This is a genomic window from Paenibacillus sp. NPDC055715, assembly GCF_053617595.1.
Genome location: NZ_JBSHGA010000006.1, coordinates 276,271 through 299,846, shown reverse-complemented (window position 1 = coordinate 299,846; position 23,576 = coordinate 276,271). Strand labels below are relative to the sequence as shown.

General features: G+C 42.6%; 22 protein-coding genes and 1 pseudogene. 21 read left to right on the top strand and 2 right to left on the bottom strand.

Annotation, left to right across the window (positions count from 1 at the left end; all coding sequences use genetic code 11):
* Window positions 1-176 precede the first annotated feature (176 nt).
* Window positions 177-1,133, top strand: a complete 957-nt coding sequence (locus tag ACWGOO_RS13010) for a nucleoside hydrolase (protein WP_452483972.1) — start codon at window positions 177-179, stop codon at window positions 1,131-1,133.
* A gap of 27 nt (window positions 1,134-1,160) precedes the next feature.
* Here ACWGOO_RS13010 and ACWGOO_RS13005 read toward each other — a convergent pair whose 3' ends face one another.
* Entirely contained in the window at window positions 1,161-1,406 is a 246-nt protein-coding gene (locus ACWGOO_RS13005; RefSeq protein WP_452484023.1) for a GAF domain-containing protein, read from the bottom strand.
* 238 nt (window positions 1,407-1,644) lie between these two features.
* Between ACWGOO_RS13005 and ACWGOO_RS13000 the strand changes: the two genes are divergently transcribed.
* The 12 genes from ACWGOO_RS13000 (at window position 1,645) to ACWGOO_RS12945 (ending at window position 16,076) form a co-directional block, all read left to right on the top strand.
* Window positions 1,645-2,250, top strand: coding sequence for a hypothetical protein (locus ACWGOO_RS13000; RefSeq protein ID WP_452483970.1), 606 nt, complete (start codon window positions 1,645-1,647; stop codon window positions 2,248-2,250).
* On the top strand, window positions 2,234-2,767 hold the full coding sequence (locus ACWGOO_RS12995; protein WP_452483968.1) for a hypothetical protein: 534 nt from the start codon (window positions 2,234-2,236) through the stop codon (window positions 2,765-2,767). The genes ACWGOO_RS13000 and ACWGOO_RS12995 overlap by 17 nt, the downstream gene beginning before the upstream one ends.
* Window positions 2,760-3,137, top strand: a complete 378-nt coding sequence (locus ACWGOO_RS12990) for a DUF4280 domain-containing protein (RefSeq protein ID WP_452483966.1) — start codon at window positions 2,760-2,762, stop codon at window positions 3,135-3,137. Before ACWGOO_RS12995 ends, ACWGOO_RS12990 begins: the two co-directional genes overlap by 8 nt.
* A gap of 51 nt (window positions 3,138-3,188) precedes the next feature.
* Window positions 3,189-5,969 carry an NlpC/P60 family protein gene (locus tag ACWGOO_RS12985; protein WP_452483964.1) on the top strand — a complete coding sequence of 927 codons (2,781 nt, stop codon included), beginning with the start codon at window positions 3,189-3,191 and terminating at the stop codon, window positions 5,967-5,969.
* Between the two features lie 126 nt (window positions 5,970-6,095).
* On the top strand, window positions 6,096-7,547 hold the full coding sequence (locus ACWGOO_RS12980) for an NADase-type glycan-binding domain-containing protein (RefSeq protein ID WP_452483962.1): 1,452 nt from the start codon (window positions 6,096-6,098) through the stop codon (window positions 7,545-7,547).
* Window positions 7,548-7,738: 191 nt separating this feature from the next.
* Entirely contained in the window at window positions 7,739-8,986 is a 1,248-nt protein-coding gene (locus ACWGOO_RS12975) for an NADase-type glycan-binding domain-containing protein (protein ID WP_452483961.1), read from the top strand.
* 159 nt (window positions 8,987-9,145) lie between these two features.
* On the top strand, window positions 9,146-10,615 hold the full coding sequence (locus tag ACWGOO_RS12970; protein WP_452483959.1) for an NADase-type glycan-binding domain-containing protein: 1,470 nt from the start codon (window positions 9,146-9,148) through the stop codon (window positions 10,613-10,615).
* A gap of 29 nt (window positions 10,616-10,644) precedes the next feature.
* A complete protein-coding gene (locus ACWGOO_RS12965) occupies window positions 10,645-12,057 on the top strand; it encodes an NADase-type glycan-binding domain-containing protein (RefSeq protein ID WP_452483957.1) in 1,413 nt (470 codons plus the stop codon).
* Window positions 12,058-12,082: 25 nt separating this feature from the next.
* The gene (locus ACWGOO_RS12960) at window positions 12,083-13,270 is read left to right on the top strand and encodes a hypothetical protein (RefSeq protein WP_452483955.1); all 1,188 of its coding nucleotides are present in this window, start codon (window positions 12,083-12,085) and stop codon (window positions 13,268-13,270) included.
* Between the two features lie 26 nt (window positions 13,271-13,296).
* Window positions 13,297-14,490, top strand: coding sequence for a hypothetical protein (locus ACWGOO_RS12955; protein WP_452483953.1), 1,194 nt, complete (start codon window positions 13,297-13,299; stop codon window positions 14,488-14,490).
* Between the two features lie 20 nt (window positions 14,491-14,510).
* Window positions 14,511-15,902 carry a hypothetical protein gene (locus ACWGOO_RS12950; protein ID WP_452483951.1) on the top strand — a complete coding sequence of 464 codons (1,392 nt, stop codon included), beginning with the start codon at window positions 14,511-14,513 and terminating at the stop codon, window positions 15,900-15,902.
* A 27-nt stretch (window positions 15,903-15,929) separates the two neighbouring features.
* Window positions 15,930-16,076 carry a hypothetical protein gene (locus ACWGOO_RS12945; RefSeq protein ID WP_452483949.1) on the top strand — a complete coding sequence of 49 codons (147 nt, stop codon included), beginning with the start codon at window positions 15,930-15,932 and terminating at the stop codon, window positions 16,074-16,076.
* Window positions 16,077-16,328: 252 nt separating this feature from the next.
* Here the strand turns inward: ACWGOO_RS12945 and ACWGOO_RS12940 are convergent, their stop codons facing one another.
* Window positions 16,329-16,682 (bottom strand): hypothetical protein, encoded by a 354-nt coding sequence (locus ACWGOO_RS12940; protein ID WP_452483947.1) that lies wholly within the window; start codon window positions 16,680-16,682, stop codon window positions 16,329-16,331.
* A gap of 80 nt (window positions 16,683-16,762) precedes the next feature.
* On the opposite strand from ACWGOO_RS12940, the gene ACWGOO_RS12935 reads away from it, so the two are divergent.
* From ACWGOO_RS12935 to ACWGOO_RS12900, 8 genes and pseudogenes are all read left to right on the top strand, one after another.
* A complete protein-coding gene (locus ACWGOO_RS12935) occupies window positions 16,763-18,226 on the top strand; it encodes a lipase family protein (RefSeq protein ID WP_452483945.1) in 1,464 nt (487 codons plus the stop codon).
* 48 nt (window positions 18,227-18,274) lie between these two features.
* Complete coding sequence (locus tag ACWGOO_RS12930) at window positions 18,275-18,568, top strand: WXG100 family type VII secretion target (protein WP_452483943.1); 294 nt, start codon at window positions 18,275-18,277, stop codon at window positions 18,566-18,568.
* A 274-nt stretch (window positions 18,569-18,842) separates the two neighbouring features.
* Window positions 18,843-19,187 carry a DUF2294 domain-containing protein gene (locus ACWGOO_RS12925; protein WP_452483941.1) on the top strand — a complete coding sequence of 115 codons (345 nt, stop codon included), beginning with the start codon at window positions 18,843-18,845 and terminating at the stop codon, window positions 19,185-19,187.
* Window positions 19,188-19,363: 176 nt separating this feature from the next.
* Window positions 19,364-20,437, top strand: a complete 1,074-nt coding sequence (locus ACWGOO_RS12920) for an extracellular solute-binding protein (RefSeq protein ID WP_452483940.1) — start codon at window positions 19,364-19,366, stop codon at window positions 20,435-20,437.
* A pseudogene (locus tag ACWGOO_RS12915) lies at window positions 20,430-20,832 on the top strand (nucleoside hydrolase); the annotation flags it as partial. The gene ACWGOO_RS12920 and the pseudogene ACWGOO_RS12915, both read left to right, overlap by 8 nt.
* A 24-nt stretch (window positions 20,833-20,856) precedes the next feature.
* Window positions 20,857-21,678, top strand: coding sequence for an ABC transporter permease (locus tag ACWGOO_RS12910; RefSeq protein WP_452483938.1), 822 nt, complete (start codon window positions 20,857-20,859; stop codon window positions 21,676-21,678).
* Between the two features lie 6 nt (window positions 21,679-21,684).
* Complete coding sequence (locus tag ACWGOO_RS12905) at window positions 21,685-22,473, top strand: ABC transporter permease (protein WP_452483936.1); 789 nt, start codon at window positions 21,685-21,687, stop codon at window positions 22,471-22,473.
* Window positions 22,474-22,489: 16 nt separating this feature from the next.
* On the top strand, window positions 22,490-23,548 hold the full coding sequence (locus ACWGOO_RS12900; RefSeq protein ID WP_452483934.1) for an ABC transporter ATP-binding protein: 1,059 nt from the start codon (window positions 22,490-22,492) through the stop codon (window positions 23,546-23,548).
* The last annotated feature ends 28 nt before the right edge of the window (window positions 23,549-23,576 follow it).

Below are 23,576 nucleotides of genomic sequence, written 5' to 3'. Positions count from 1 at the left end.
AAATTATAAAAGAAACTGCATAAAATTTGAATTATACATTAATGGTAAATATAGGACCCTTTTCTTGATGTAAAGAAGTATAGCACATTTACTCCAGCGAAGCGATCAGACATCATTGAAGATGATTGCCGATGAGAACATGCCTGTTACGCAGGGATAAAGGAAGGAATATACAGATGAGTCAGACAAACGTTTATTTTAATCATGATGGTGGAGTGGATGATCTGGTATCCCTGTTTATGCTGCTTCAGATGGAGCAAGTTCATTTGACCGGAGTCTCGGTTATTCCAGCAGATGGTTACCTGGAGCCTGCGACGGATGCCAGCCGTAAAATTATTGATCGTTTTGGTAAAAATAAAGAACCTGTGGAAGTCGCGAAGTCTAATTCACGCGGTAAAAATCCATTTCCTGCTGCTTGGCGTTTACATTCCTTCTATGTAGATGCATTACCTGTACTGAATGAATCGGGACAAATGGAAGCGCCGCTTTCTGCTCTGCCGGCTCATCAGCATCTGATCGAAAAGGTACGTGGAGCCGAAGGTAAAACGCTGTTGCTGTTCACTGGGCCGCTGACCGATCTGGCACGCGCGCTGGATGAGGCGCCGGATATTGAAGAGAAAATCGACAAGCTGGTATGGATGGGCGGTACCTTTGAAAAAGGTAATGTAGAGGAGCCTGAGCATGACGGTACAGCAGAATGGAATGTATTTTGGGACCCGGAAGCAGCTTATCGGGTATGGCAAAGCGGCATTACTATTGATCTGGTAGCGCTGGAAAGCACAAGCAAAGTGCCTCTAACGCCAGCCGTACGCAAACGTTGGGCTGCTGAGCGCCGATATGAGGGCGTGGATTTCTTGGGCAACTGTTACGCAGGGTGCCCGCCGCTCGTCTATAGCGAGACGAACTCGACCTACTACCTGTGGGATGTGCTGACCACCGCATCGGTGGGACGTCCGGATATTGTAAAGAAAAAGACGGTGCATTGCAGCGTCATTGCAGACGGTCCAAGTCAGGGCAGAACAGTAGAACAGGCAGAAGGCCGCCCTGTCAATCTGGTATATGACACAGACCCGGAAGCCTTTTTTACGTACATGGCGGATTTGGCCAAGCTGGCTGCTCCCAAGCGTTATTAGGCGACATGACTGCCTAATAGCATTACATCAACAACATGAAAACCCGTGGCGATATCCGTCACGGGTTTTTGTTACCCTTTTAGGCCATATATGAGCAAATCCAGCCATGGCATGCAGTGCTTTCAGCTCTGTCTCTGTTAATTGCACCGATGGCGCGTCCAGAATACAAATGGTGCCGTAAACCTGACCGTTTTTCATACGAATGGGGATTCCGGTAAACGAGTGATTTCCAATATTCTTAGTCACATCCAAATCGACTGTGTGCGGGTGAATAGATTAGCTCAATTTACCTATTCGCTTGCGCGAACCTTCATTTCATAGGTCTAATGCAGGCGTTTCTTGAAAAGTTTTTGGTTATGTAATTACGCATTTGTGAAATTAAATAATTATTTTCAGTAATTTTCATAAATCCATATGTAATCTCAAGATATGAAAATAGTGTAATAAAATAGGAGGATAGAACCAGTAATATCATGTAAATATTCTATATAATAGGGTAAGAGGTGGAGTTATGAATAGACTAGAGGCCCTAGAACACTTCCATAAGACCTATGCGGATGATGTACTGGAGCAGAAATTACACGCAGTTGAGTCTGTATACGAGCAAAGAAAACAAGAGTTAATGCTATCCTTCATTCAATCCTTCCAGCAGATGTGCTTGCAAGCCAATGATCTAGGCGCGGCAAAGGAAAAGATCGGATATATTACCTATTCTATGAGGCGCACGTATCTGAAGGATCGCAACTATAAATATGTCATCGAAGCCTACGATAAAAGCTGGTTCTTCGATCCCCAGCCATGTCAGGGATTCTATGATGCAGGATGGGCCTTTAGCTTTCTGGGAGAACTGGAGGATGAATTGAACCAACTTCGAAAACCCTATATGAATAAAATTATTGAGCCTGATGTCGAGCGTTTCTTACTTCAAGCTACGGAACAATTCCATGCTTACATTGTGAAGCTAGCTAAGGATGCTATTCCACAGGCTATACAATTACCGGAATTCCAGGCGCTGAACTACGAGGACGATTTGGAAGTAAGAATAGGGGAATATAAAGGAATCAGTGAGGCGGTGTATTCAGCAGCGTATGGAATATTACATGATTCAACAAGATGATCGTATTACAGATTATATGTATCCAGTAGAGATGAATCGCAGGCAGCTATGGGAATGGGCGGAAAGCATATCCGTCGCTGATGAAGAGTCTATTTTGCAATTTTATGTTTCTGGTGATGCCGATTATATTGATTTTATAGAGCATCCGGTATCTATCGTTTCTGAACAACTAAAGGAAATCTTGGATATATATCAAGCCGGATTAAGCTGGAAGCTGATTGTATTTGCCGATACACAGCGTATGCAGCAAACGAGGTATTGGCTGGCTAGCCCGCCTAGCCTTACGTGTCTATCACCACTTAGTGAATATCATAGGGACGGTACACTGAGGAAAATGATTTTGGACGAATATGCAGTGGATAATCATAAGATATTCAGGGTTCAGAATGCCAATCATCAGATCATCGTAGATCTCGATGTGGCTGAATGTATTTTGAAGTTCAATCTGGTAGGCCTGAAATTGCAAAAGGTAGATACAGCGAGCCATCTATACAAAGGAGAGTCCGAGAATGAGTGAGAGCTATGTAGTGGATGGGGCACAGATACAGTGCAACTATGGAAGCCATACGGGAAGGCTTAGTGTTTCAGCTAACAGGGGGATTAGCATTGGCGATAAAATGCAGGCGAATATTCAGGATTTTCACCCGCAGACGCATATCCCTTCTTTCGGAATGTGCCGCAGTATGCATAATCCTGCAGTTTCTTCTGCAAGCAAAGGTCATTCCGGAAAAATCATTCCGCAGCCCTGCAAACCGAGCGTTTCTATGCCTTGGTTGAATGGAAAGAAGGATGTATACGTAGATCAATCTCCGGCTCTTATGAACTGCTCCACGAACTTATGCATGTGGTGTGGGAAAATTTCATTCACGACAGACGGGCAGGAATAGCTACTGATTGTAGGAAGTGACATCACATGGAAAGACAAATGGGGGAGTAAGATGGGACTGGCAGGCACTGTGCTGACATATGGAAATATTAGAGTGAACGCACCGTATGAAATTGTCCGGCTGCTGGATGTTGAATGGACGCAGAAGGTGAATGAGCATGGCAAGGTGTATATCACTGCTCTCATACCGGATGAGGATCATGCGAAGTATGACGGTTTAGCGCATGATGAGGATGTGCTGGAGGTATATGAGACGGATGGAGATCAAGGGACGGTTAGTATTTTTAAAGGAATCGTCACCAATATTAGCATCCGATTCAAAAATGGCGTATATCACATGTACATAGAGGCTACCTCTTTTACATATTTGCTGGATCAACAACCGAAGAATCGTTCGTTTCAAAACAGCAACTTGACGTATTACCAATTATTCCGCGAGCTCGTAGATGCCTATCCACACGGGGATTTTATTGACCTGACGGACAACGGTAAAAAGCTGGATGGATTCACTATTCAGTATGGGGAGAGTGATTGGGAGTTTTTAAAAAGAATGGCCTCTCACCTGCAAACCGGATTGATTGCCGAGATCACATCCGTGTACCCGAGACTATGGTTAGGTACCTCGAAAGAACAGGTGAAGGGTGAATTGCATAGTATTAATTTTACACTTCAAAAAACAAAGTCAGGCCCCAGGTATACATATGCTGAAGTGGAGGATACGAAACGCTTTGAACTTGGAGATGTCGTTGTATTTCAACGAAAGCATTGGATTATTGATCAGATTCATGCAGAGATGAAGCAAGGTCTCATGACCTATGATTATGTTCTTGTTCCGGAAGCAGGTATTCCGAGGGAACTTATACATCATCAGCTTATACAAGGAGCCTCCATTGAAGGAAAAGTCATTGATTTAGACAGTGAGGGAGAGTCAGTTAAACTTCACTTGTCCGTGGATGCTTTGCAATCCAAAGTAGAAGGCTGCTGGTTTTCTTACCCGACGATGTACACCGGAGATGGGATCGGTTGGCATTGCATGCCTGAGCTTGGGGATCATGTCCATTTGTATTTTCCATCGAGCAACGAACAGGATGCTCATGTGGTTCAATCTCTTCGCAAGAGAGACCACAAAGGAGATGAAATCAGCAAGCCGGAAAGAAAGCTGTTCCATACCAAAACTCAAAAAATAGCGAGGTTCGATGACAAAGAAGCAGCTCTCTCCACCCAGAAAGAAAAGATACTTGTACGCTTAAATCCTGCTTCCGGTATTCACGTGTATAGTCATCACGATATTACCTTTCACGCCGATGCAGATTTAATACTGCACGGCAAAAAGGTACAGATGACCGCTACTCGCGAGCTGTCTTTGACATGCAAAACCAGCTACATCCGAACCGATGGAACGCTTCATCTCAAGGCTGGTAAGTTCATGAAAAATCAGGTGCCTGATGCAGAACTGAAAGCCTATAAATCCCTAATTCAAGAATTGAAGGGAAAGGGATATCCGCAATGGGTGCAAGATTTGCTGCTTCAATTTAAAAAAGACTACTATAAAGCCGTGGCAGCAGGTGACAAAAAGGCGGTCGAGGAAGCAGCGGCCAAGGCCAAGCAATTGCGTCAGCAGGTGGCAGAAATAGATCGTATGCCTGCCTGGGCCAGAGCGCAAATGCATGAATACACGTCCCAGTGGTGGGAAGCATATGGAGCCAACGATAAAGCCAAGCAAAAGCAGATGCATCTTCTCGCCAACCAGCTGCGCGACAATGTACTAATCAACGAACTGATTCGCGGGCATTCTGCCAACTCCTATCTCCATGCGAATCGGTTGGAGGAGTTGTCTGGGCAATACGCGGATGCGGCGCATAAACTGACCGTAGACGATCAAAAGGCTATCGCCAAGGAAGCGGCTGCTCTGCGGAGCAAATATGGCGTGAACAGCCTGCTTGCGAGAGAGAATTTGAACAAGCTGGCCAAGAAATATCCAGACAGCTTCTCGTACAAGCTGCCGACTACAGGGGATTGGGATCAGGAGCTTAACGCCGCATTGCATGATTTTGCGAAAAAGTACGGTCTGGAGAATAAGGGCTATGGCCGTGATGTGCTCGCAGTGTACCTGCACCAGGTAGCCAATGGCATTCTTCCGTGGCCTAAAGTTAATAAGACTGCAACGCCAACTGTTCCGACAACGACGACAACGGAACCGGAACCGGGCAAGAAGACGCCGACTACTCCTGAAAAGCCGACGAAGGACAAAGCAAATGAGGAAATGAAGCCCACACCATCCAACAGTTCTGCTGACCAGAAAAGGAAAGCCATTGTAGAATTCGCCAAGAGGTTTTTAGGCAGAATCCCTTACTGTATGGATTCTAAAATTAAAACGATGAAGCTTGATCCCAATAACCCTCCTGAATATATGGACTGCTCTGATTTTAGTTCCTCAGTGTACTCGACTATATTAAATGTGTATATAGGCGGTACTACAAGTGAGCAAATCCATCGGGGGATAGAGGTTGACTACCAAAATTTACGCTCTAGGGGAAATTATAAAAATCTGAAGTTAGGTGACTTAATCTTATTTGATTGGGGGAGTGCGGGGAAAACCGAATCCAAATTCAGAGTAGATCATGTTGGAATATATATTGGAGATGGAGAGTTCATTCACGAGCATGGTCGTGCACAGACTCGTGACGAAATGAAGAACGATCACAAGCCTTCTCACAATGTAACAATAGATAAATTAAACGCTAATTGGGGAGAGGGCTATGGTCTTATATACACAAACGTTATAGCAGTTAGACGTATTATACAAGATGATGGCTCAATAATTAGCAAATAAGAAAGTAAGCAAGTAGTATAAACGTCATAATAATATTTGATTCCAAGTTATTCGCTCAAGAGAAAATAGCACTGACCTGATTAATGGGTAGGCTTTATTGAGAACGGATGAGAAAGTGGTGAGAGAGTGAATTCTATAAAAATCATACTGGTTATTACTTTTGTAGCCATTATATCGGCATGTAGTGGGTTTAAAGGAGAGGAAGCTGTCACGTTTCCTCACCCCCAAGAAATATCATCACACAGGGTAACACAAGATAATAGAAATGTTACTGAAAAAGAAGCACGGTGGCTTTTAAATGGAGAAGAAGACCCATATCCGACTCAATTTTTGACCAATTTGGATGATCCTACAGGGAAGACCTATATACGAATCGATGACTTGGTAGATGCGATGCAAACTAAAGAAGAGCGAATAAAATATCGCGACTCCCAAGTAACTGTCAGTAGAGTATCAAATGATGGAAGTCGAATGGCGATCGTAAGAACAATCTCTGATATAGAAGAAGGGGACGAGAAACACATTCTTGAGGTATATGATCTGAACTCAGGAAAAAAAGAGTCCGAGTTAGAACTGCCTTCAACGGCTTACCCCGTAGTCTCTCCTGATTTAAATAAATATCTTTATGGGTTGAATGGGCAAGTGTATTTATATGATGCAGTAAAGAGGCAAACGACAAAAATAGACCTTGGGAAACGTAAAATAGATTTAGGTATCATTAGTTCAGGATTATTTTCTCCAGATGGCACTAGATTCTGTTTTGAAGAAAGTGACCAACCAGGTATCATCATGCTGAATCTGTCCGGTATTAGTGGAGCAAAACGTTTACTTACAGGATCTAGGGCTTCGCTCTTGCAATGGGATCAAGAAGATAAATTAATTTATACAATTTCTGAAGAGGACGACAATTACACAAAAGATGTCTATTCATTGGATATAGAGAGCGGAGAAAAAAGGTGGGTAACTAAAAGTACGGCACCATTTATACTATCCCCTGATCAAAAATTGGCGCTGTCCGCAGAATATGAAGCTTCAAAAATGTATCTGGTTCATCTGAGCGATGGAAGAAAGGAGGATATATCCTCTTTTACTAAAAACCAAGGAATACGCACGGCTCCAATACAGTGGATCGAAACAAAAACCAATTATATGAAGTATAGCAACAAGGTTAAAGTGAAAAGAATTACAGCCTCTTCTACGCTACCTAATCAGGGGAAACGTTCTTTTAGCGTGAACAATTTAACGGATGGAAATTATTCAACCTCTTGGTGTGAAGGAACCAAGGGGGGCGGAGTAGGGGAAACGGTAACTATAGATTTGGGTTCGACTCAAGAGGTGAGAGGTATAGATATAACCGATAACATCATGTGGGTTAATAATAAGTATTTAGACGTAAGTAAAATCAAAAAAATGAAACTTGATTTTTCGGATGGGCAATCTGAAGTGCTTGAGGGCAGTGACGCACGTTTCAAGTTCGATGAACCTATACGAACATCATTCGTTAAAATTACCATCCTGGAAGTGAAAAAAGGCGCGGACTTCCCAAATACTTGTATAGGTGAGCTGAAGTTATTGTGATTAGTTGTAGGAAACGAAAAAAAATTGCGGTGCTAATAAATAAAATTGCTTTGTTCGTCTTGATCTTTTCCATGCTAGGCGGGTGTATACAATCGAATGAGGGCCAAAAAGCGCAGGAGCAGAATGAAAATCATGCTTCTGTCTCTCAGCCCAAGAGACTTCCTCCAGTAGTAAGGCCCATAAATTGGTTGTTGTTTGAAGCGGAAAATGGAAATATGCCTATGGATTTTTTAGCTGACATGGATGATCCTACAGGTAATACCTATATTGATTTAGATGACATTATAGGTAAATTACATGCAAGTGAAGGTGAAGCGTATCCTGAATCTGAGTTGTATCTGGCTGGGTTTTCGGATGACGGCAGGCGCATCGCTTTATGTAGAGAGTCGCAGGATTTGAATTATTTAATCATCAAAATCTTTGATCTATCTACCACAAAGAAAATGTATGAATTTAAGGTGCCGAATAGGGACTACGCTGTTATGTCTCCTGACTTGCGTAAGTGTGTTTACACAGAGGATGCTGCCTTTTTTTATTATATGAACCAGAGACAGAAAACTGAAGCATTGGGGCGTTTAAATGATGGTCACTATCTCGATCTTCCAGTGTTTTCACCTGACGGTAACCAATTTGCCCTTGTAAATAGTAAACATAATGTATTGATCTATGACTTGTCTAAGAACAAGCTAATCCGACAAATCAAGCTAGGAATAGAAGGAATACAGGTTGAACAGTGGCTGTATAACGATCAATTGGTTCTTTCTTCATACGATAATGATAGGGCTTATGTGCTCAATATCAGGACTGGGGAGAAGAGGTTACTAATGAAAGCCACTGCGTCTCCTGTTATAACCTCGGATAACCGCAGGGTTGCTTATCTGAACTCGAAGGGTGAAATGCAACAACGAGACATCCAAACAGGTCTGCCTATAATATACTCTAATGTATTCCACAGGATAGGCTATAACGTGTCCCCTACACATTGGGTACAGACAACAACGGATTTAATGAAATATCGAAAAAGCATCCCGGCACAGAAAATCGTTGCTTCTTCTACACTTCCGGATCAAGCAGGGAACTCCTATGCTGCTCGAAACATCATGGATGGAGATGCAGGCACAGCTTGGTGCGAAGGAGTTAAGGGAGATGGTGTTGGGGAGTGGATCAAAATTGATTTCGGCTCTATGCAAGAACTAAAGGGATTTGAGCTCATCAATGGCCTAGCTAAGTCATCTAATGCTTTCCAAGCAAATAATAGAGTTAAACGAATGAAACTGGAGTTCTCGAATGGGCAGACCATGATGGTAGATAATGATTTTTTAAGTAACGAATTTCCTGATGGTGCCGTTCATACCTCATTTGTGAAAATAACGATTGAGGCAGTAGAGAAAGGAAGCAAATATCACGATACGTGTATGTCGGAGATACGATTCTTCTAAGCATTCCTAACAAAGGAGAAGGCATATGAAGTGGAAAGAACCAACGTTTGGTGCAACACCTATGTTGAAAGCTTTAACTACGGCTAGTGCACCCAGGAGAGCAAAGGCTTTTGATCTGGTAGAAGGACTTCGTAGAGAGTGTAAAAGAGAGGAGAAATCATGCGTTATATAAAAGCGGCTTTGATTATTGTATTTTCAGTGCTGTTGTCTGCTTGTACAGCAACCACAGGGGGGGACGTTGTTACGTCTTCGCAGTCCCCCAATATACCATCAAGTAATGAAGTTAAGGTAAATCAGGATGCTGCAAAGGGGACTGAAAAGAAGGCAAGATGGCTTTTAAATGGTCAAATAGGCGAAGAAGATCGAGTTCAATTCTTAACCAATTTAGATGATCCTACTGGAAAAGCTAATATTCGTATCGACGACCTGATTGACACCATGCAAACTCGGGAAGAACGTATAAAATATCACGGCTCACATGTAGATGTCGGGAAAATAACAAGTGACGGCAGTCGTATGGCAATTACAAGAGATGTTTATGGGGAGCAACCAGATGATCCACTCATTATTGAAGTGTATAATTTGGATGCGGGAGAAAAAGAACGAGAGTTTAAATTGCCGCCAGCTGCTCAATATCCTGTTATCTCTTCTGATTTAAGTAAATATTTATATGCATTGAACGGGCATTTGTATTTATATGATGCAATAAGTAAGCGAACTACAGAAGTGAAGACTGGAAAAGGCAAAGCAGACGTGAGTAATATTTTCCAAGGGCAGGGAGTGTTTTCACCAGATAACACCAAGTTTTATTTTGTGGATGATCAGCCAGGGATCGTAGTGCTTGATCTGTCTGGCAATAGTGGTACAAAGCGCCTGCTTGTAGGAACTGATGTCGCGGATATTATGCAATGGGGTCAGGGGAACCAACTTATTTTTACTACTTATAAAAATGATAATACTTTCATAGGCGATATTTATTCACTAGATATACCCACTGGAAAGGTACAGTTTATAACTAAAAATGGGGGCCATTTTATTCTATCTCCAGATCAAAAAAAACTAGTACTGGCAGATGATGAGGTTGTAAAAATGTTCATGGTCGATATAGCCAGTGGGAAAAAAGAAGATATTTCGTCCATTGTAAATGGAGAAGGAACTTGGGTAGTACCAATACAGTGGATCAATACAAAAACCAATTATATGAAGTATAGCAACAAAGTCGAAGTGAAAAAAATTACGGCCTCTTCTACACTATCTAATCAGGGGAATCTTTCTTTTAGCGTGAGCAATTTAACGGACGATAATAATTTAACCCCTTGGTGTGAAGGATCTAAGACAGGTGGAGTAGGAGAATCGGTAACTATAGATTTAGGTTCAATTCAAGAGGTCAGAGGTATAGAGATGGTCGACGGCATCCTACGGATTAACAATAAGTATTTAGACATGAATACCATCCAAAAAATGGAACTCGATTTCTCAGATGGACAATCGACAGTGCTTGAGAACAATGACACACGTTTCAAGTTCGATGAACCTATACGAACATCTTTCGTTAAGATTACCATCCAAGAAGTTAAAAAGGGAGCGGATCTCCCAAATACTTGTATAGGTGAGCTGAAGTTATTGTGATTAGTTGTAGGAAACGAAAAAAAATTGCGGTGCTAATAAATAAAATTGCTTTGTTCGTCTTGATCTTTTCCATGCTAGGCGGGTGTATACAATCGAATGAGGGCCAAAAAGCGCAGGAGCAGAATGAAAATCATGCTTCTGTCTCTCAGCCCAAGAGACTTCCTCCAGCAAAAAGGCCCATAAACTGGTTGTTGTTTGAAGCGGAAAATGGAAATATGCCTATGGATTATCTAGCTAATATGGATGATCCTACGGGTAATACGTTTATTGATACAACTGATATTATTGATCGGTTGTACGCAAGTGAGAAAGAAGATTTTCCTAGAAGTGAGCTGGAAATAATGCGATTTTCTAGTGACGGCAGGACTATAGCTCTGAGTAGATATACACATATGATAGATTACAGTGCCATTTTTATTTATGACTTATCCACATATAAAAAGTTGTATGAATTTAATATACCTGATAGGGAAAACGTCGTAATATCACCGGATTTAAGTAAATGTGTGTACACCAAGAATGGAGATTTTTTTCAATACAATGTTCAGGGACAAGTCACTCAAAAACTATCTATTTCCAACTTTACTGGTTCGGAAGAATCCATTGGATATAGTGTGTTTTCTCCGGATAGTTCAAAATTATGTATTGAAGATAATGGCACTCTATTTATTTTTGATCTGATGGTGAATAAAGAGGTTCAACGAATCACAGTGGCCAAGGCAATGCAGGTTTATCAGTGGCTTTATAATAATAAAATAGTTTATCGCTCCTATGATGACAAAAAGTGGTACATGCTGAATTTAAATGACGGAAAGAAGAGAGTGTTGGCAGAATTTTCTAATAACCCTGTTTTAACCTTAGATAACCAAAGGATTGCTTTTTTAAACTCACAGGGTGAGATGCGACAACGTGATAATCAAACAGGTCTGCCTATAATATATTCCAATGTATTACACAGGATAGGCTATAACGTGTCCCCTACACATTGGGTACAGACAACAACGGATTTAATGAAATATCGAAAAAGCATCCCGGCACAGAAAATCGTTGCTTCTTCTACACTTCCGGATCAAGCAGGGAACTCCTATGCTGCTCGAAACATCATGGATGGAGATGCAGGCACAGCTTGGTGCGAAGGAGTTAAGGGAGATGGTGTTGGGGAGTGGATCAAAATTGATTTCGGCTCTATGCAAGAACTAAAGGGATTTGAGCTCATCAATGGCCTAGCTAAGTCATCTAATGCTTTCCAAGCAAATAATAGAGTTAAACGAATGAAACTGGAGTTCTCGAATGGGCAGACCATGATGGTAAATAATGATTTTTTAAGTAACGAATTTCCTGATGGTGCCGTTCATACCTCATTTGTGAAAATAACGATTGAGGCAGTAGAGAAAGGAAGCAAATATCACGATACGTGTATGTCGGAGATACGATTCTTCTAAGCATTCCTAACAAAGGAGAAGACATATGAAGTGGAAAGAACCAACGTTTGGTGCAACACCTATGTTGAAAGCTTTAACAACTGCTAATGCACACAGGAAAGCAAAGGCTTTTGATCTGGCGGCAGAACAAAAGAAACAAAAACTGAATTACCCTGATTGGGCCCAGACCTGGATGCGTAAATACAAAGAGGATTGGTATATCGCTCAAGCCAACGGTGACGAAGCCGGCATGCGGAAAGCGCAAAAGCTGGCAGAGGGACTTCGAAGCAAGCTCCGCGAAATGGCGACGATGCCCAAATGGGCCCAAGAGCAAATGCAAAAAGAAACCGTTCGCTGGATGACTGCTGAGGCAAGCGGGAATATCAAGCAAAAGCTGGCTGCTGAGGAAGCGGGACGAGCTATACGAGAGAAGTTGGGTCTGATTAATACGAGCACTAAAGTACCATTAGAAGAACCAGTTACCAACGAACCGAAGGATGAACCTACAAAAAATGTAAATACCCCGGCTGGGAAATGGATACCTGCTGAGTTCCAGTATAACGGTAGTTCTGAAGCTGAGAAATATTTCAAAAAGCATTCAAAAAAATTTATTAAACAGAAATGGAATCAAGAAAAGCTGCACAGTTTGTGGGAAGCTACAAAAAGTATAGAAAAAACGTATCATATTCAGCTTGATCCACGCCTTTTGTTAGCTATTATTATACAGGAAGGGACGGGAAGCTTTAATACGAGCAGTACGAATCGAGCAGCCGATGGTCAGCATGGTGTCGAGACTAATTATGCAAAGGATTTGGTGAAGGCACATAATTTAATATTCGGTAAAATGTTGGGATATATTTACTATGGCGGGGAATTTAGACGAGCTGTAGTTAAAAACAACAACTTGGAGGGGATTAAAGGTAAAGGTGATATATATCAATACTGTAGTTGGATAACCCCGATTGTAAGAATGAATTCGAAAAGAGTAGATTATGGGCCGTATGCAGGTCATGGTACATGGGGCGGAGATGTAAAATCCATTTATGACAAACTAACTAATAAAGAGTCTGATAATTATGATTTATATCTATCAAGTATTAGTAAAAGCACAGCTCAAAATATTGCTAGCGCAGAAGGTATAAAACTTCCTGCTGTTACCTTCAAGGCACTACAAAATGCACAAGATAGTCGTGGTAATCCAAATTATGAGTGGACGGTAACGGGAAAACGATAAGTTAAAATTCGAAAAGAGGAAAAGAAGTGTACAAATCAAGCTACGGTTATTTTATTATATTGATTTTTTTGGCTTTAGGAGTAACCGCATGTAGTCTTTCAGACATCAATACTTATAACAATGGGAAAACAGCTACTGCTAAAGTTAAGCATGAAAGCACTGGCTACTATCCAGATAAAAGAACAGATAAAGCCAAGAATGTTGTATCTGCCGATCCTAAACCCCTTCAGGATGAGGACTTCACAATATCATATCGGTCGCACAAAATTGATAAGAATACGGATATAAAAGAACTTATCCATAAGTGGGGTTACAGTGAGGGATACGATAGCTTCAATCGGGGATATATTAGTGGGAATGGAACCTACAGAAGATGGAACTTATCTTATCCTAACTATTTAGATTCAGAAATTCGATTTGTAGTTTTATCTAAGATCGAATTTGAAGGGGAGGAACCGGTTGATGGTGAAAGCTATTTAGTAGCCGTGAGCTTGGAAAATCCCAAGTTTGAAACTAAAAGAGGATTGAAAATCGGTGATACACTTGGCAAAGTACTGCAGCTCTACGGCCAACCCAGTGTCATAACAAATGGAAGTCTGCTTTACTCCAAAAATGGCCTGCATTTGAGTATTCATTGGGATACTAAAACAGAGAAAGTAGATAATATTTTCATTGAATATAACATGGAGAAATCCGTAAAGCAGCAACGTAGCGCTGATTATGTAGATGAAGATGCTCAGCCCGACCCTGATCTGGAACCATATACTATTCAAAGGGAACAATCATTTACCACCACTCTTAATGGATGGGGAGAAGTAAAGTTTATATCCACTTTGAAAGATGAGGATACGAATGATCTGATACAAGCAAAGTTTTTTTTGGAAGCTAACAGCGGGAAGCATGCGGAAAACAAGGTTCTGTACGAATTCCCCGAATTTTATGGTAACAACGGTAAGATGATTGATAGAATCAAAGCAGTAAGCTTTAAGGATTTGAATCAGGATGGACGTACGGATATTGTTATTATTGCTGATTATATCACCGGAGTTAATGCACACGGGATAGAGACACTGCCTGTCGCGGGGATTTACTTTCAGAAAAAGGACAATACGTACACTACCCTGCCTGAGTTGGATAAGAATATTAATCAAACAGGCCATAACCGAACACTTCAAAATGTCATTCAATACGTAAGCAAACAACGGATACACGTAAACTAGCTGAGAAAAGGAGCAGAAACATGGGATATCCAATCATAAAGTATAACGGGGCTGTTCTATCTCTTCAAAATCCGAAAGTTAAAGTTGTACAGAAGATGAATGAGCATGTGAAAGTCTTTTTGACGGGCGTGCTAACCGGTACTCAAATAGAAGAGTACACAGATCATATGGAGGCAGGAGCTAAGTTGGTTGTTTCTTATGTGAATGATGATCAGAAACAGATGGTATTGTTCATAGGATTAGTCACGCAGTTCAGAATCAAGTCGGTGTCCAATGTAGCCTATTGGGTCGTCGAAGCCCTATCCTGTACAAGCCAGCTGGATGAGGTAATTCATAGACAATCTTTTCAAAATGTGAAAATGAAGGTACAGGCATTGCTCGAACATGTACTCAAATCATATCCTAAAGCCAATTGTACGAGTCGCTTAAAAGATCAGCTTTTACAGGAATTTACGATGCAATTCGATGAGACGGACTGGTCGTTTCTGAAACGTATAGCGTCTCGGCTTGGCTGGGGACTGATACCTGATCCGATAGGAGAAAACCCGCAGTTTTATTTTGGATTACCCGATGGTGTCAATAAAGGTGAGCTGAAACAGTATAACTACTCCATGACCCGAAAGACCAAACCAGGGGCAAGCAAGGATGACAATCTTTTGTATTATAAAGTGCAAACGACGGGAGCGAAAGATGTGCTACAAATTGGAGCTGAGGTCAAATTCAAAGGGAAAGCCTTATACGTCTTGCAGTCTGTTGCCTTTATACGACACAGTGCCTTGTGGCATGAATATGTGTTAACTACATCAGATGGAATGAAGCAGGAATTGATCTTAAACGAGAGTATTCGAGGCATGTCATTGAAGTCGAAGGTGATTGGAATTGAAGAGGATCATGTGAAGGTATTCTTTTATGAAATGGATAAGGTCAAGCCGAATGTGAAGGAAACCTGTACTTTTCCACATGCTACATTTTATACATCGGAAGGAAATACGGGGTGGTACTGCATGCCGGAGCTTTTTGACTTTGTAGATATCTACTTTCCGACCCATAACGAAAAAGATGCCATTGTAACCCATTCAATCCGAAAGAAGTTCAAAGGGGGCGACTTTATTAAGGACCCGTCGACGAAAATATTTATGACGAAGTACCGCAAAGCCATTATTTTTGAGAAAAATGAAATTTTAATCACGGGGAACGACGATGAAGTGGTGATTCGACTGCTGGATGACCATGGAATTGAATTGCGGAGTAAAAAGGACATCCGGGTGAAGGCCGATGGAAACCTAGTATTCAATGCGGGTAACACTATACAAGTCACAGCGAAGGATGCCATCGGTTTAAAATGTAAAACGAGTTTGGTAGAAATGGATGGTAACATCAAAATGACTGGAGAAAAGATAAAGACGCAATAGCTAAAACCACCAAGAGAGGGTAAACGCATGGCTAAAGTAACTACAGGAGCAATCGTGAGTGAGAAACCGCCAACCCAAGAAGATATGATTCAAGAATGGAAACGTAAAATAAGCAAAGGCGAATATCCTTTTATTCATGTGACTCAGCATAGCATCAAAAGTGAAGAACGTTAAATGTGTCTAGCGACGACTGAATAGGGCTCCTAAGGAGCCTTATTTGGGCTTTTGGCTGTCAATCAACCAACCTAGTCCTGTAACATCCACGATTTTTTCTTTTTATAGTCATATAACCCAAAATACAATCCCTCCGAGTTTGTTCTCATTTGTATTCCGATGGATGCTCGAAATAAACATAATACATTATAATGATACTGCTTCCTGAGAATGGAAGAGTGATCTTATTTACTGAGAAAAGTGAATCTTATTTTATGGAACAGATACGTCCTTTTTGGGATTCCGACTGTCGATGAACCAATCAGGTCCAGTCACGTAGAGAACCTCTTTTTTCTCATAGTCGTAATTTATTGAAATGATTTGACCTTCATGCTCTTTTATATAGCCACGAAGATAAACGGTAGAGTTAACATAGCCGCCAATAAAGTCGTAATTTTTGTATATAAACTCGGCATTATAATATTTCTTAATGTATTCTTTTCCAATGGATATGCCAGATCTGACGTATTCTTCTTTTTCTGCATTCGCCGTATATTTCATGTAATAAAAGATTCCTACAAGGATGGTTATCAAGGTAAGAGCAGAAATCCAAATTTTATTTTTCAAATTTCTTTTCTCCTATAATGGAAATAATATCTTTTTATAATTTTATAATATATCAGCTATTTAGACAAGGTGGGGAAAAATTGCAATACGTTAAAGACGAAACCTACTGGATCATATCGAATGAAGCTTACGATTTGAATATTGTTCCAAACACTTATAGAAATGATCACATTCCCGGTTGGAAGGCTGTTAATTTGGATGAGAAACTATTACATGACACGAACGGTTCTGGATTCGATGCGACTGTATTCCACAATGAAAAAACCAATCAGGTCATTATAGGTTATAGGGGGACAGAACCGCCGGATCGCCCCAAGTGGAGTGTGGCCATGGACTGGGGAACGGATGTTAACGATGTCGTAGGTGGTCGGGAAAAAACTCTGAGTCAAATTCATGATTATTATGTAAATAATCTGGAAGAGGTAAAAACCTTTCCTCCACAGGTACAAAGTTCATTTCAACAATATGAGGCACAGTATCAAAATAATCAATTCACGCATGCCCAAAACTTATACGATGAAGTGAAGAAAAAGTACCCATTTGCTGAAATCTCTACAACAGGCCATTCTCTTGGAGGAGCCGAAGCAGAGTACGTTGCGGTACGAAACGAATTATCATCTGTGAGCTTTAATGCTCCCGGCATTGTACACCTACTACCAGAAGATCTTCAAACTAGGGTAGAAGCAGGAGAGTTCAAGAAAACAAATGTGGCTTTTGCCCATCCAGGAGATACAATTGGTGGAGGGGAAACAAGTGCTAATCGACATGTAGGAGAAACTTATTATATTGGAAAAAATTACAATACTGCCAATGTAGCTAAGGTTACTATTCCTGTTTCAATTCCCATGGAAAGAAAAAACGAATGGGAAAGACTTATTTTTGGCCCTAAGTGGTCCCCAACTGTATATGTTCCAGTCACACTGCCTATGATGCAGCAAGATGCATTTACCAAGTTCTATAACTCTCTATTAGGTGGAGAGCACACGCATAGAATGGCGCACTTTACGTTTGATAAAAACGGCAATATCACCAATCCATTGTACACCATAGACGGACAATTGGTGAAATTTAATCCGCGGCTGCAAGCATACGAACAAAGGCTGGCGGCGGAGGCAGACTTCAAAGAAGTCATGGGCGATCTGGTTGAACACTATGGTGGACAAATGGGATCATTCGGGCAGCTTGCTGCTACTGCGTTAAGAGTGAATATTATAGGAGAAGGACAACAGAGTGGCCGTTCCAATGGTGGGGCTTATTTGGGGGGGCAAAAAAATGGAGGAACAATTCAATTAACAACTGGGGAGCTAAAGCATGCGGCTAACCAGATGCGTTCCAGCCTGCACGGATTCTCTAGCGACACAAGGGCATCTATCCAGTCATTTCAGGCACATATCGGGACAAGTGAGAGTCGGTATCTGACCCCGATTGCGCATAGTGCAACGGCCGCGTTAGATCGGATTAACCGTTGGTATCAGGAATCGATAACGGAGATAGCGGAATATATAGATCGCAAGGGTCAGGAATTTACCATGATAGATCAATAGCATTTTACAAGCAATACATCTAGAAGCAGATAACAGGGGGTAAGAGAAATGAGCAGAATATCTGTGAGTCTGGGGGATCTGCGGAGGGCTGTACAGCAGTGCGGACAGCTAAAGCAAAGACTTCAGCTTCAGGAGCAGCAGATGAGAAATATATATGATCGTCTGCATGAGTGGAGAGGCGAATCAGCTACAGAATTAACACGTAAAATGGAGGCTTTTCTCCAAGGAACAACTGTAAGGATGCAGGAGTTAGACGAGCATAAGGAGCAATTGAAACGATATATCCATGAAATGGAAGAGAATGATCATCGGGAAAAATGTAAGTGGGAATCACAATGGTAATAGAAGGTTCCCCCAACCACAGTCAATCCGAGGAAATCTTTTGCTGTGTCTGCTTTACCAGAATCTACTTTGATCTGTCCCTGCACTGCGGTTAATATAAGTTTCGTCTGGTCATAGGAAATGGTGCTTGTTCCACAAAGTTCGACATATTGTTCGCTTTTTCGCGCCATATTCTATTTAATTAGGGATTTTGTTTGCTATTTAGCATATATTTATGTATAATCGAACGTATTAAAAGGTAGATTGTACGTAATATGCTGATGAGGGTGGGTCTATGACGCTGCTCGAAAGTAATGAAGGCAAGAAGCGAATGTGTCAGATTTACAACGAAATTTCAAAGGAACTGTTCGGCTTCGGGACCACGCTACTGCGGGCCACCGTTGAGAACAACATTGTTACCTTTGTGGCAAAGCACCGGCGTTCTCCACGCTCGGCGGCATTGGAAGCCGAAGCTCCCAGCTTGAAGCTGGAAGTGGATTTTCGAATGTCCATGCTGTATAAGAAGAGACTTCGCGAGAAGCTGATTGAGGATATGGGGCTCGATATTGAAGCTCTACTGCGCGACTATGATTCGGCAACGCAGTGGGCAATCACGAACATCATATTGAAAGTATCCTAATACAATTGGATATTCGGCTTTTCGCTTCGGATCTATCTGAGGGGAGAACCTGTTGTAACGCACAGCGGGATCAACTTATTCTTTGTTTACGAAGAAAAGTATTCTTGTTTATACAAGGGTACTTTTCTTTTTTGTTTTATCAGGTTCGCAGAATGAATAAATAGGGGGAGTTTCAAATGAGGAAATGGTTTAAAGGGTTCATGGTTTTGACCTTGGCATCTGTTGTGCTTGCAGGCTGCGGCAGCAATGCTACCGGAGGTCAGGAAAATGGAAAAAGCAGCTCGGCTGATGGCAAGAAGAAGCTAATCATTTCCACATGGGGCTTCTCCGAGGACTTCCTTAACAAAGAAGTGTACGAGCCTTTTGAAAAGGAACATAATGTTGATATTGTAGTAGAGATTGGGAATAACGCAGAACGGTTGAACAAAATTAGTCAAGGAAGCACAGATGTCGATCTGATTTATTTGTCTGATTATTATGCCCAACAGGGGATTCAACAGGGTTTGTTTGAAAAGCTGGATCGCAGCAAAATGCCGAACCTGAATCAAATTTATGATATTGCCAAAGCACCGCTGGGTGAGGAATATGGTCCTGCTTATACGATTGCCCGCCTTGGTATTGCTTACAACCCGGAACTGGTGAAAAAGAATGTGACCTCTTGGGCTGACCTGTGGGGCAGTGAGTTCAAAGGAAACGTGACTCTGCCGAACATTACGTCTACGGCTGGACCGATGGTCGTAGATGCGGCCTCCAAGGTAGCGGGTAGTAAAGAGTTTAATGAAGACCAGGCATTCGGGAAACTGAAAGAGCTGAGTCCACATATGGTTAAGTTTTATAGCAAAACATCCGAGTTCGTCAACATGTTCAGTCAGCAGGAAATCGCGGGCGGGCCGATTATGGAGATGTACTTCAAAGATTTGCAAGCAGCTGTGCCAGGAGCGAAATTTGTATCTCCAAGTGAAGGTGCTTATGCAGTAATGAACACGATCAACGTGGTTAAAGGCTCCGATCAAAAAGAACTGGCTGAGGAATTTATCAACTGGCAGTTGAGTAAGGAAGTGCAAGAGAAGTCTGCTAAGGCAAAGGTTGATTCTCCGGTGAATACCCAGGTGGTGCTGTCCGGTGCGGATACAGAAGGAATTACATATGGTACAGATGTGGTAAACAAGTTGACCAAGTTGGATATGAAATTCGTCAATGGCCATATCAAGGAATGGACGGATCGCTGGAACCGGGAAGTTGCCCAATAATGAAAAAAGAATGTATGCTGACCCGGAAGCCGCGCGGATCGTATGTCATGCCGGATTTGGGCGGTTGATACAGGTGGGACTGGATGTAACACGGAAGGCGCTGCTGACGGCGGACCATATTGCCCGTCTCACTGATCCGGGCGATTCGCAGCTATGTGGCTGAAAGCACCACCATTTATACCAAGCGTTATGAGGAACGTAACAGAGTAAAAGCGTGTGCGCTTCATGATCCACTTGCCGTAGGCGTGGCACTGAATTCGAGGCTGGTGGAAACTTCGCTGATGTATGTCGATGTGCAGAACCGTCTCCATCATAGCCCAAACATGAACGTGTGCGGACAGGTGGACAGCGAGACATTTCTGGAGCTATTTATTCAGATGCTGAACAAGGAATAACATTTTGACCGCAAGGAGCTACCCATGAAGAAAACATATTTGTATTGGCTGCTGCTGCCTGGTCTGCTCTTTCTGGCGGTGTTCATGGTCATGCCAATTGTGTTGACGATCAGCTCGACCTTCGTACAGAACAGCTCATTCACCCTGGAAGGCTATCTCCATTTCTTCAAGGACCCTTATTTTCTGAAAATATTGCTGACTACGCTGGAAGTCAGTGTCGTTACGACGCTCGTATGCATATTGCTTGGCTTCCCGACGGCTTATTATATTTCGCAAAAGGCCTCGCGTCGTAAAGGGATTTTGTTGGCCTTGGCTATCTTTCCCTTGCTGACCAGTCCGGTGGTTCGGTCATTTAGCTGGATGGTCATTTTGGGTCGCAAAGGGCTGTTGAATCATGTGCTTATCGGTCTAGGACTCGTTGATGAGCCGCTGAATATTTTGTATACCCCGGCGGCGATGATTATTGGTCTGGTTCATTTGTTTCTACCGCTGATGATTATTTCACTGATCGGTGTGCTTGAAAATATCGACGGTGATCTCGTCTATGCGGCTCAGAGCCTCGGTGCATCACGTTTCAGCGCATTCCGTAAAATTGTGTTTCCGCTGTCTGTGCCGGGCCTGATTATCGGAAGCATTCTCGTTTTCGTGGGCAGCCTGACGGCTTATACGACACCAGCACTACTTGGAGGAAAACAGCGCGTCATCGCTACATTTTTGTATCAAAATGCGATGACGTTGAATGACTGGTTTCTCGCCTCCGTTATTGCAACGATTATGATTGCCATTACGTTTATCGTGGTCGGTCTCTTAAATCAGGCGGCCCATAAACTCAATCCGAAGGGGTAGGTGGATATGCGGGAGAAACATTACGGACTAGGCTTCTTTAGCCTGCTGGTCTTCATCTTTCTGCTCGGTCCGCTGTTGATCATATCGGTCACTTCTTTCGAGCCGGGCACGGTATTAAAATTTCCTCCACAGGGCTTTTCCTTGCGCTGGTATGAAAATATTTTTGAAGTGAATTTGTTTATGTCCACGTTCAAAACGTCGATTGTCGTCTCTCTGCTGGGTAACGTTTTGGCGCTGCTGATCGGCGTGCCTGCCGCTTATGCGCTTAGTCGTTTTTCGTTTCGCGGGAAGGATGCGCTGAATGCTTTGTTCCTTTCCCCGCTGCTCATACCGGGTATTGTGCTGGGCTTTACACTGCTGCGTTATCTGATCATTGTTTATCATTTGCCAGTATATGCAGGGCTGTTGATCGGACATACAGTAATCATGCTGCCGTTCATTATCCGGGTCATTGCGTCCAGCTTGTCCAATTTTGATTTTGCGATTGAGGAAGCAGCGCTCAGCTTGGGAGCCGGACGGCTGGAAGCCTTTTTCAAGGTGGTTCTGCCCAACATCCGTTCAGGCATTATTGCGGCTATCCTGATTGCCTTTCTGGAATCATTCAACAACGTCGACATTTCCGTCTTCATGACAGGACCGGGATTTAGCACCTTGCCTATTCAAATGCTGACCTACGTCGAAAATTATTTTGACCCGACGATTGCAGCGATTTCGGTAATGCTGATGATTTTGACCGGTATTCTGATGTTCTTGATTGAACGACTGATGGGATTGTCTTACTTCACTAAAAGGTAATGGAGGCTCCAACCATATGGCACTGCTTACTCTGGATCGTGTATCGGTCGCTTATGACAACCAACTGATCTTGCAGGATTTCGATTTGCAGCTCGAACGGGGGCAACTGCTCTCGTTGCTCGGACCGAGTGGATGTGGAAAAACGACCACACTTCGTCTGATTGCAGGATTTTTCGAAGCTAAACAAGGAACATTTTGGTTTGGCGATAAGGATTACACTCGGGTTCCGGTGAATAAACGGAATTTCGGTTTTGTATTCCAAAACTATGCGCTTTTCCCGCATTTGTCTGTTTTTGATAATATTGCCTTTGGACTTCGGCTGCGCAAGGTGAAGAAAGATGATATAAAACGCCGTGTTATGGCTATGCTGGATACGGTCAGTCTGGGGGGCTTTGAAAAGCGATTCCCCGGCGAACTGTCCGGTGGACAGCGTCAGCGTGTTGCGATTGCGCGGGCACTTGTGATTGAACCCGATCTGCTGCTGTTCGATGAACCACTGAGTAATCTAGATGCGAATCTACGCGTGAATATGCGTGTGGAGATTCGCCGTATTCAACAGGAACTGGGGATTACCACTGTATACGTATCGCATGATCAGGAGGAATGTTTTTCGATTTCTGACCGGGTTGCGATTATGAACAAGGGGAATATCGAGCAATTGGATGCGCCATCGACGATTTTTAAATATCCAACCACCGAATTTGTCGCCCGTTTTATTGGATTCAATAATTTCCTGTCCTTTGACGAACGGGCTGAGGAGGGGGAGCGAATTTGCCTGAGTACAAGCGATCTTTCGTTCAGTGTGGCCCGTAATCAGGGTACAATCCAGCCGGGTGTCCTTCAGGGGGCTATTCGTCCGGATGATTTGGTTATCCGCACAGCAAGCGATGAGACGGGAGAAAATGAGCTTCCCGGCATCATTACAGTGAGCACTTACCTGGGGCGCAGCTATCAGTATGTGATAGAAACGGCGAAAGGAAGCTTCACCGCCAATCAGGAGATGGACACCCCGTACCTGAGCGGTCAAAGGGTTACCCTGCATTTTCCGGTGGATAAAATGGTGCTGGTCCAATAATCAGCGGGTTCAATGAAGGAGATACATC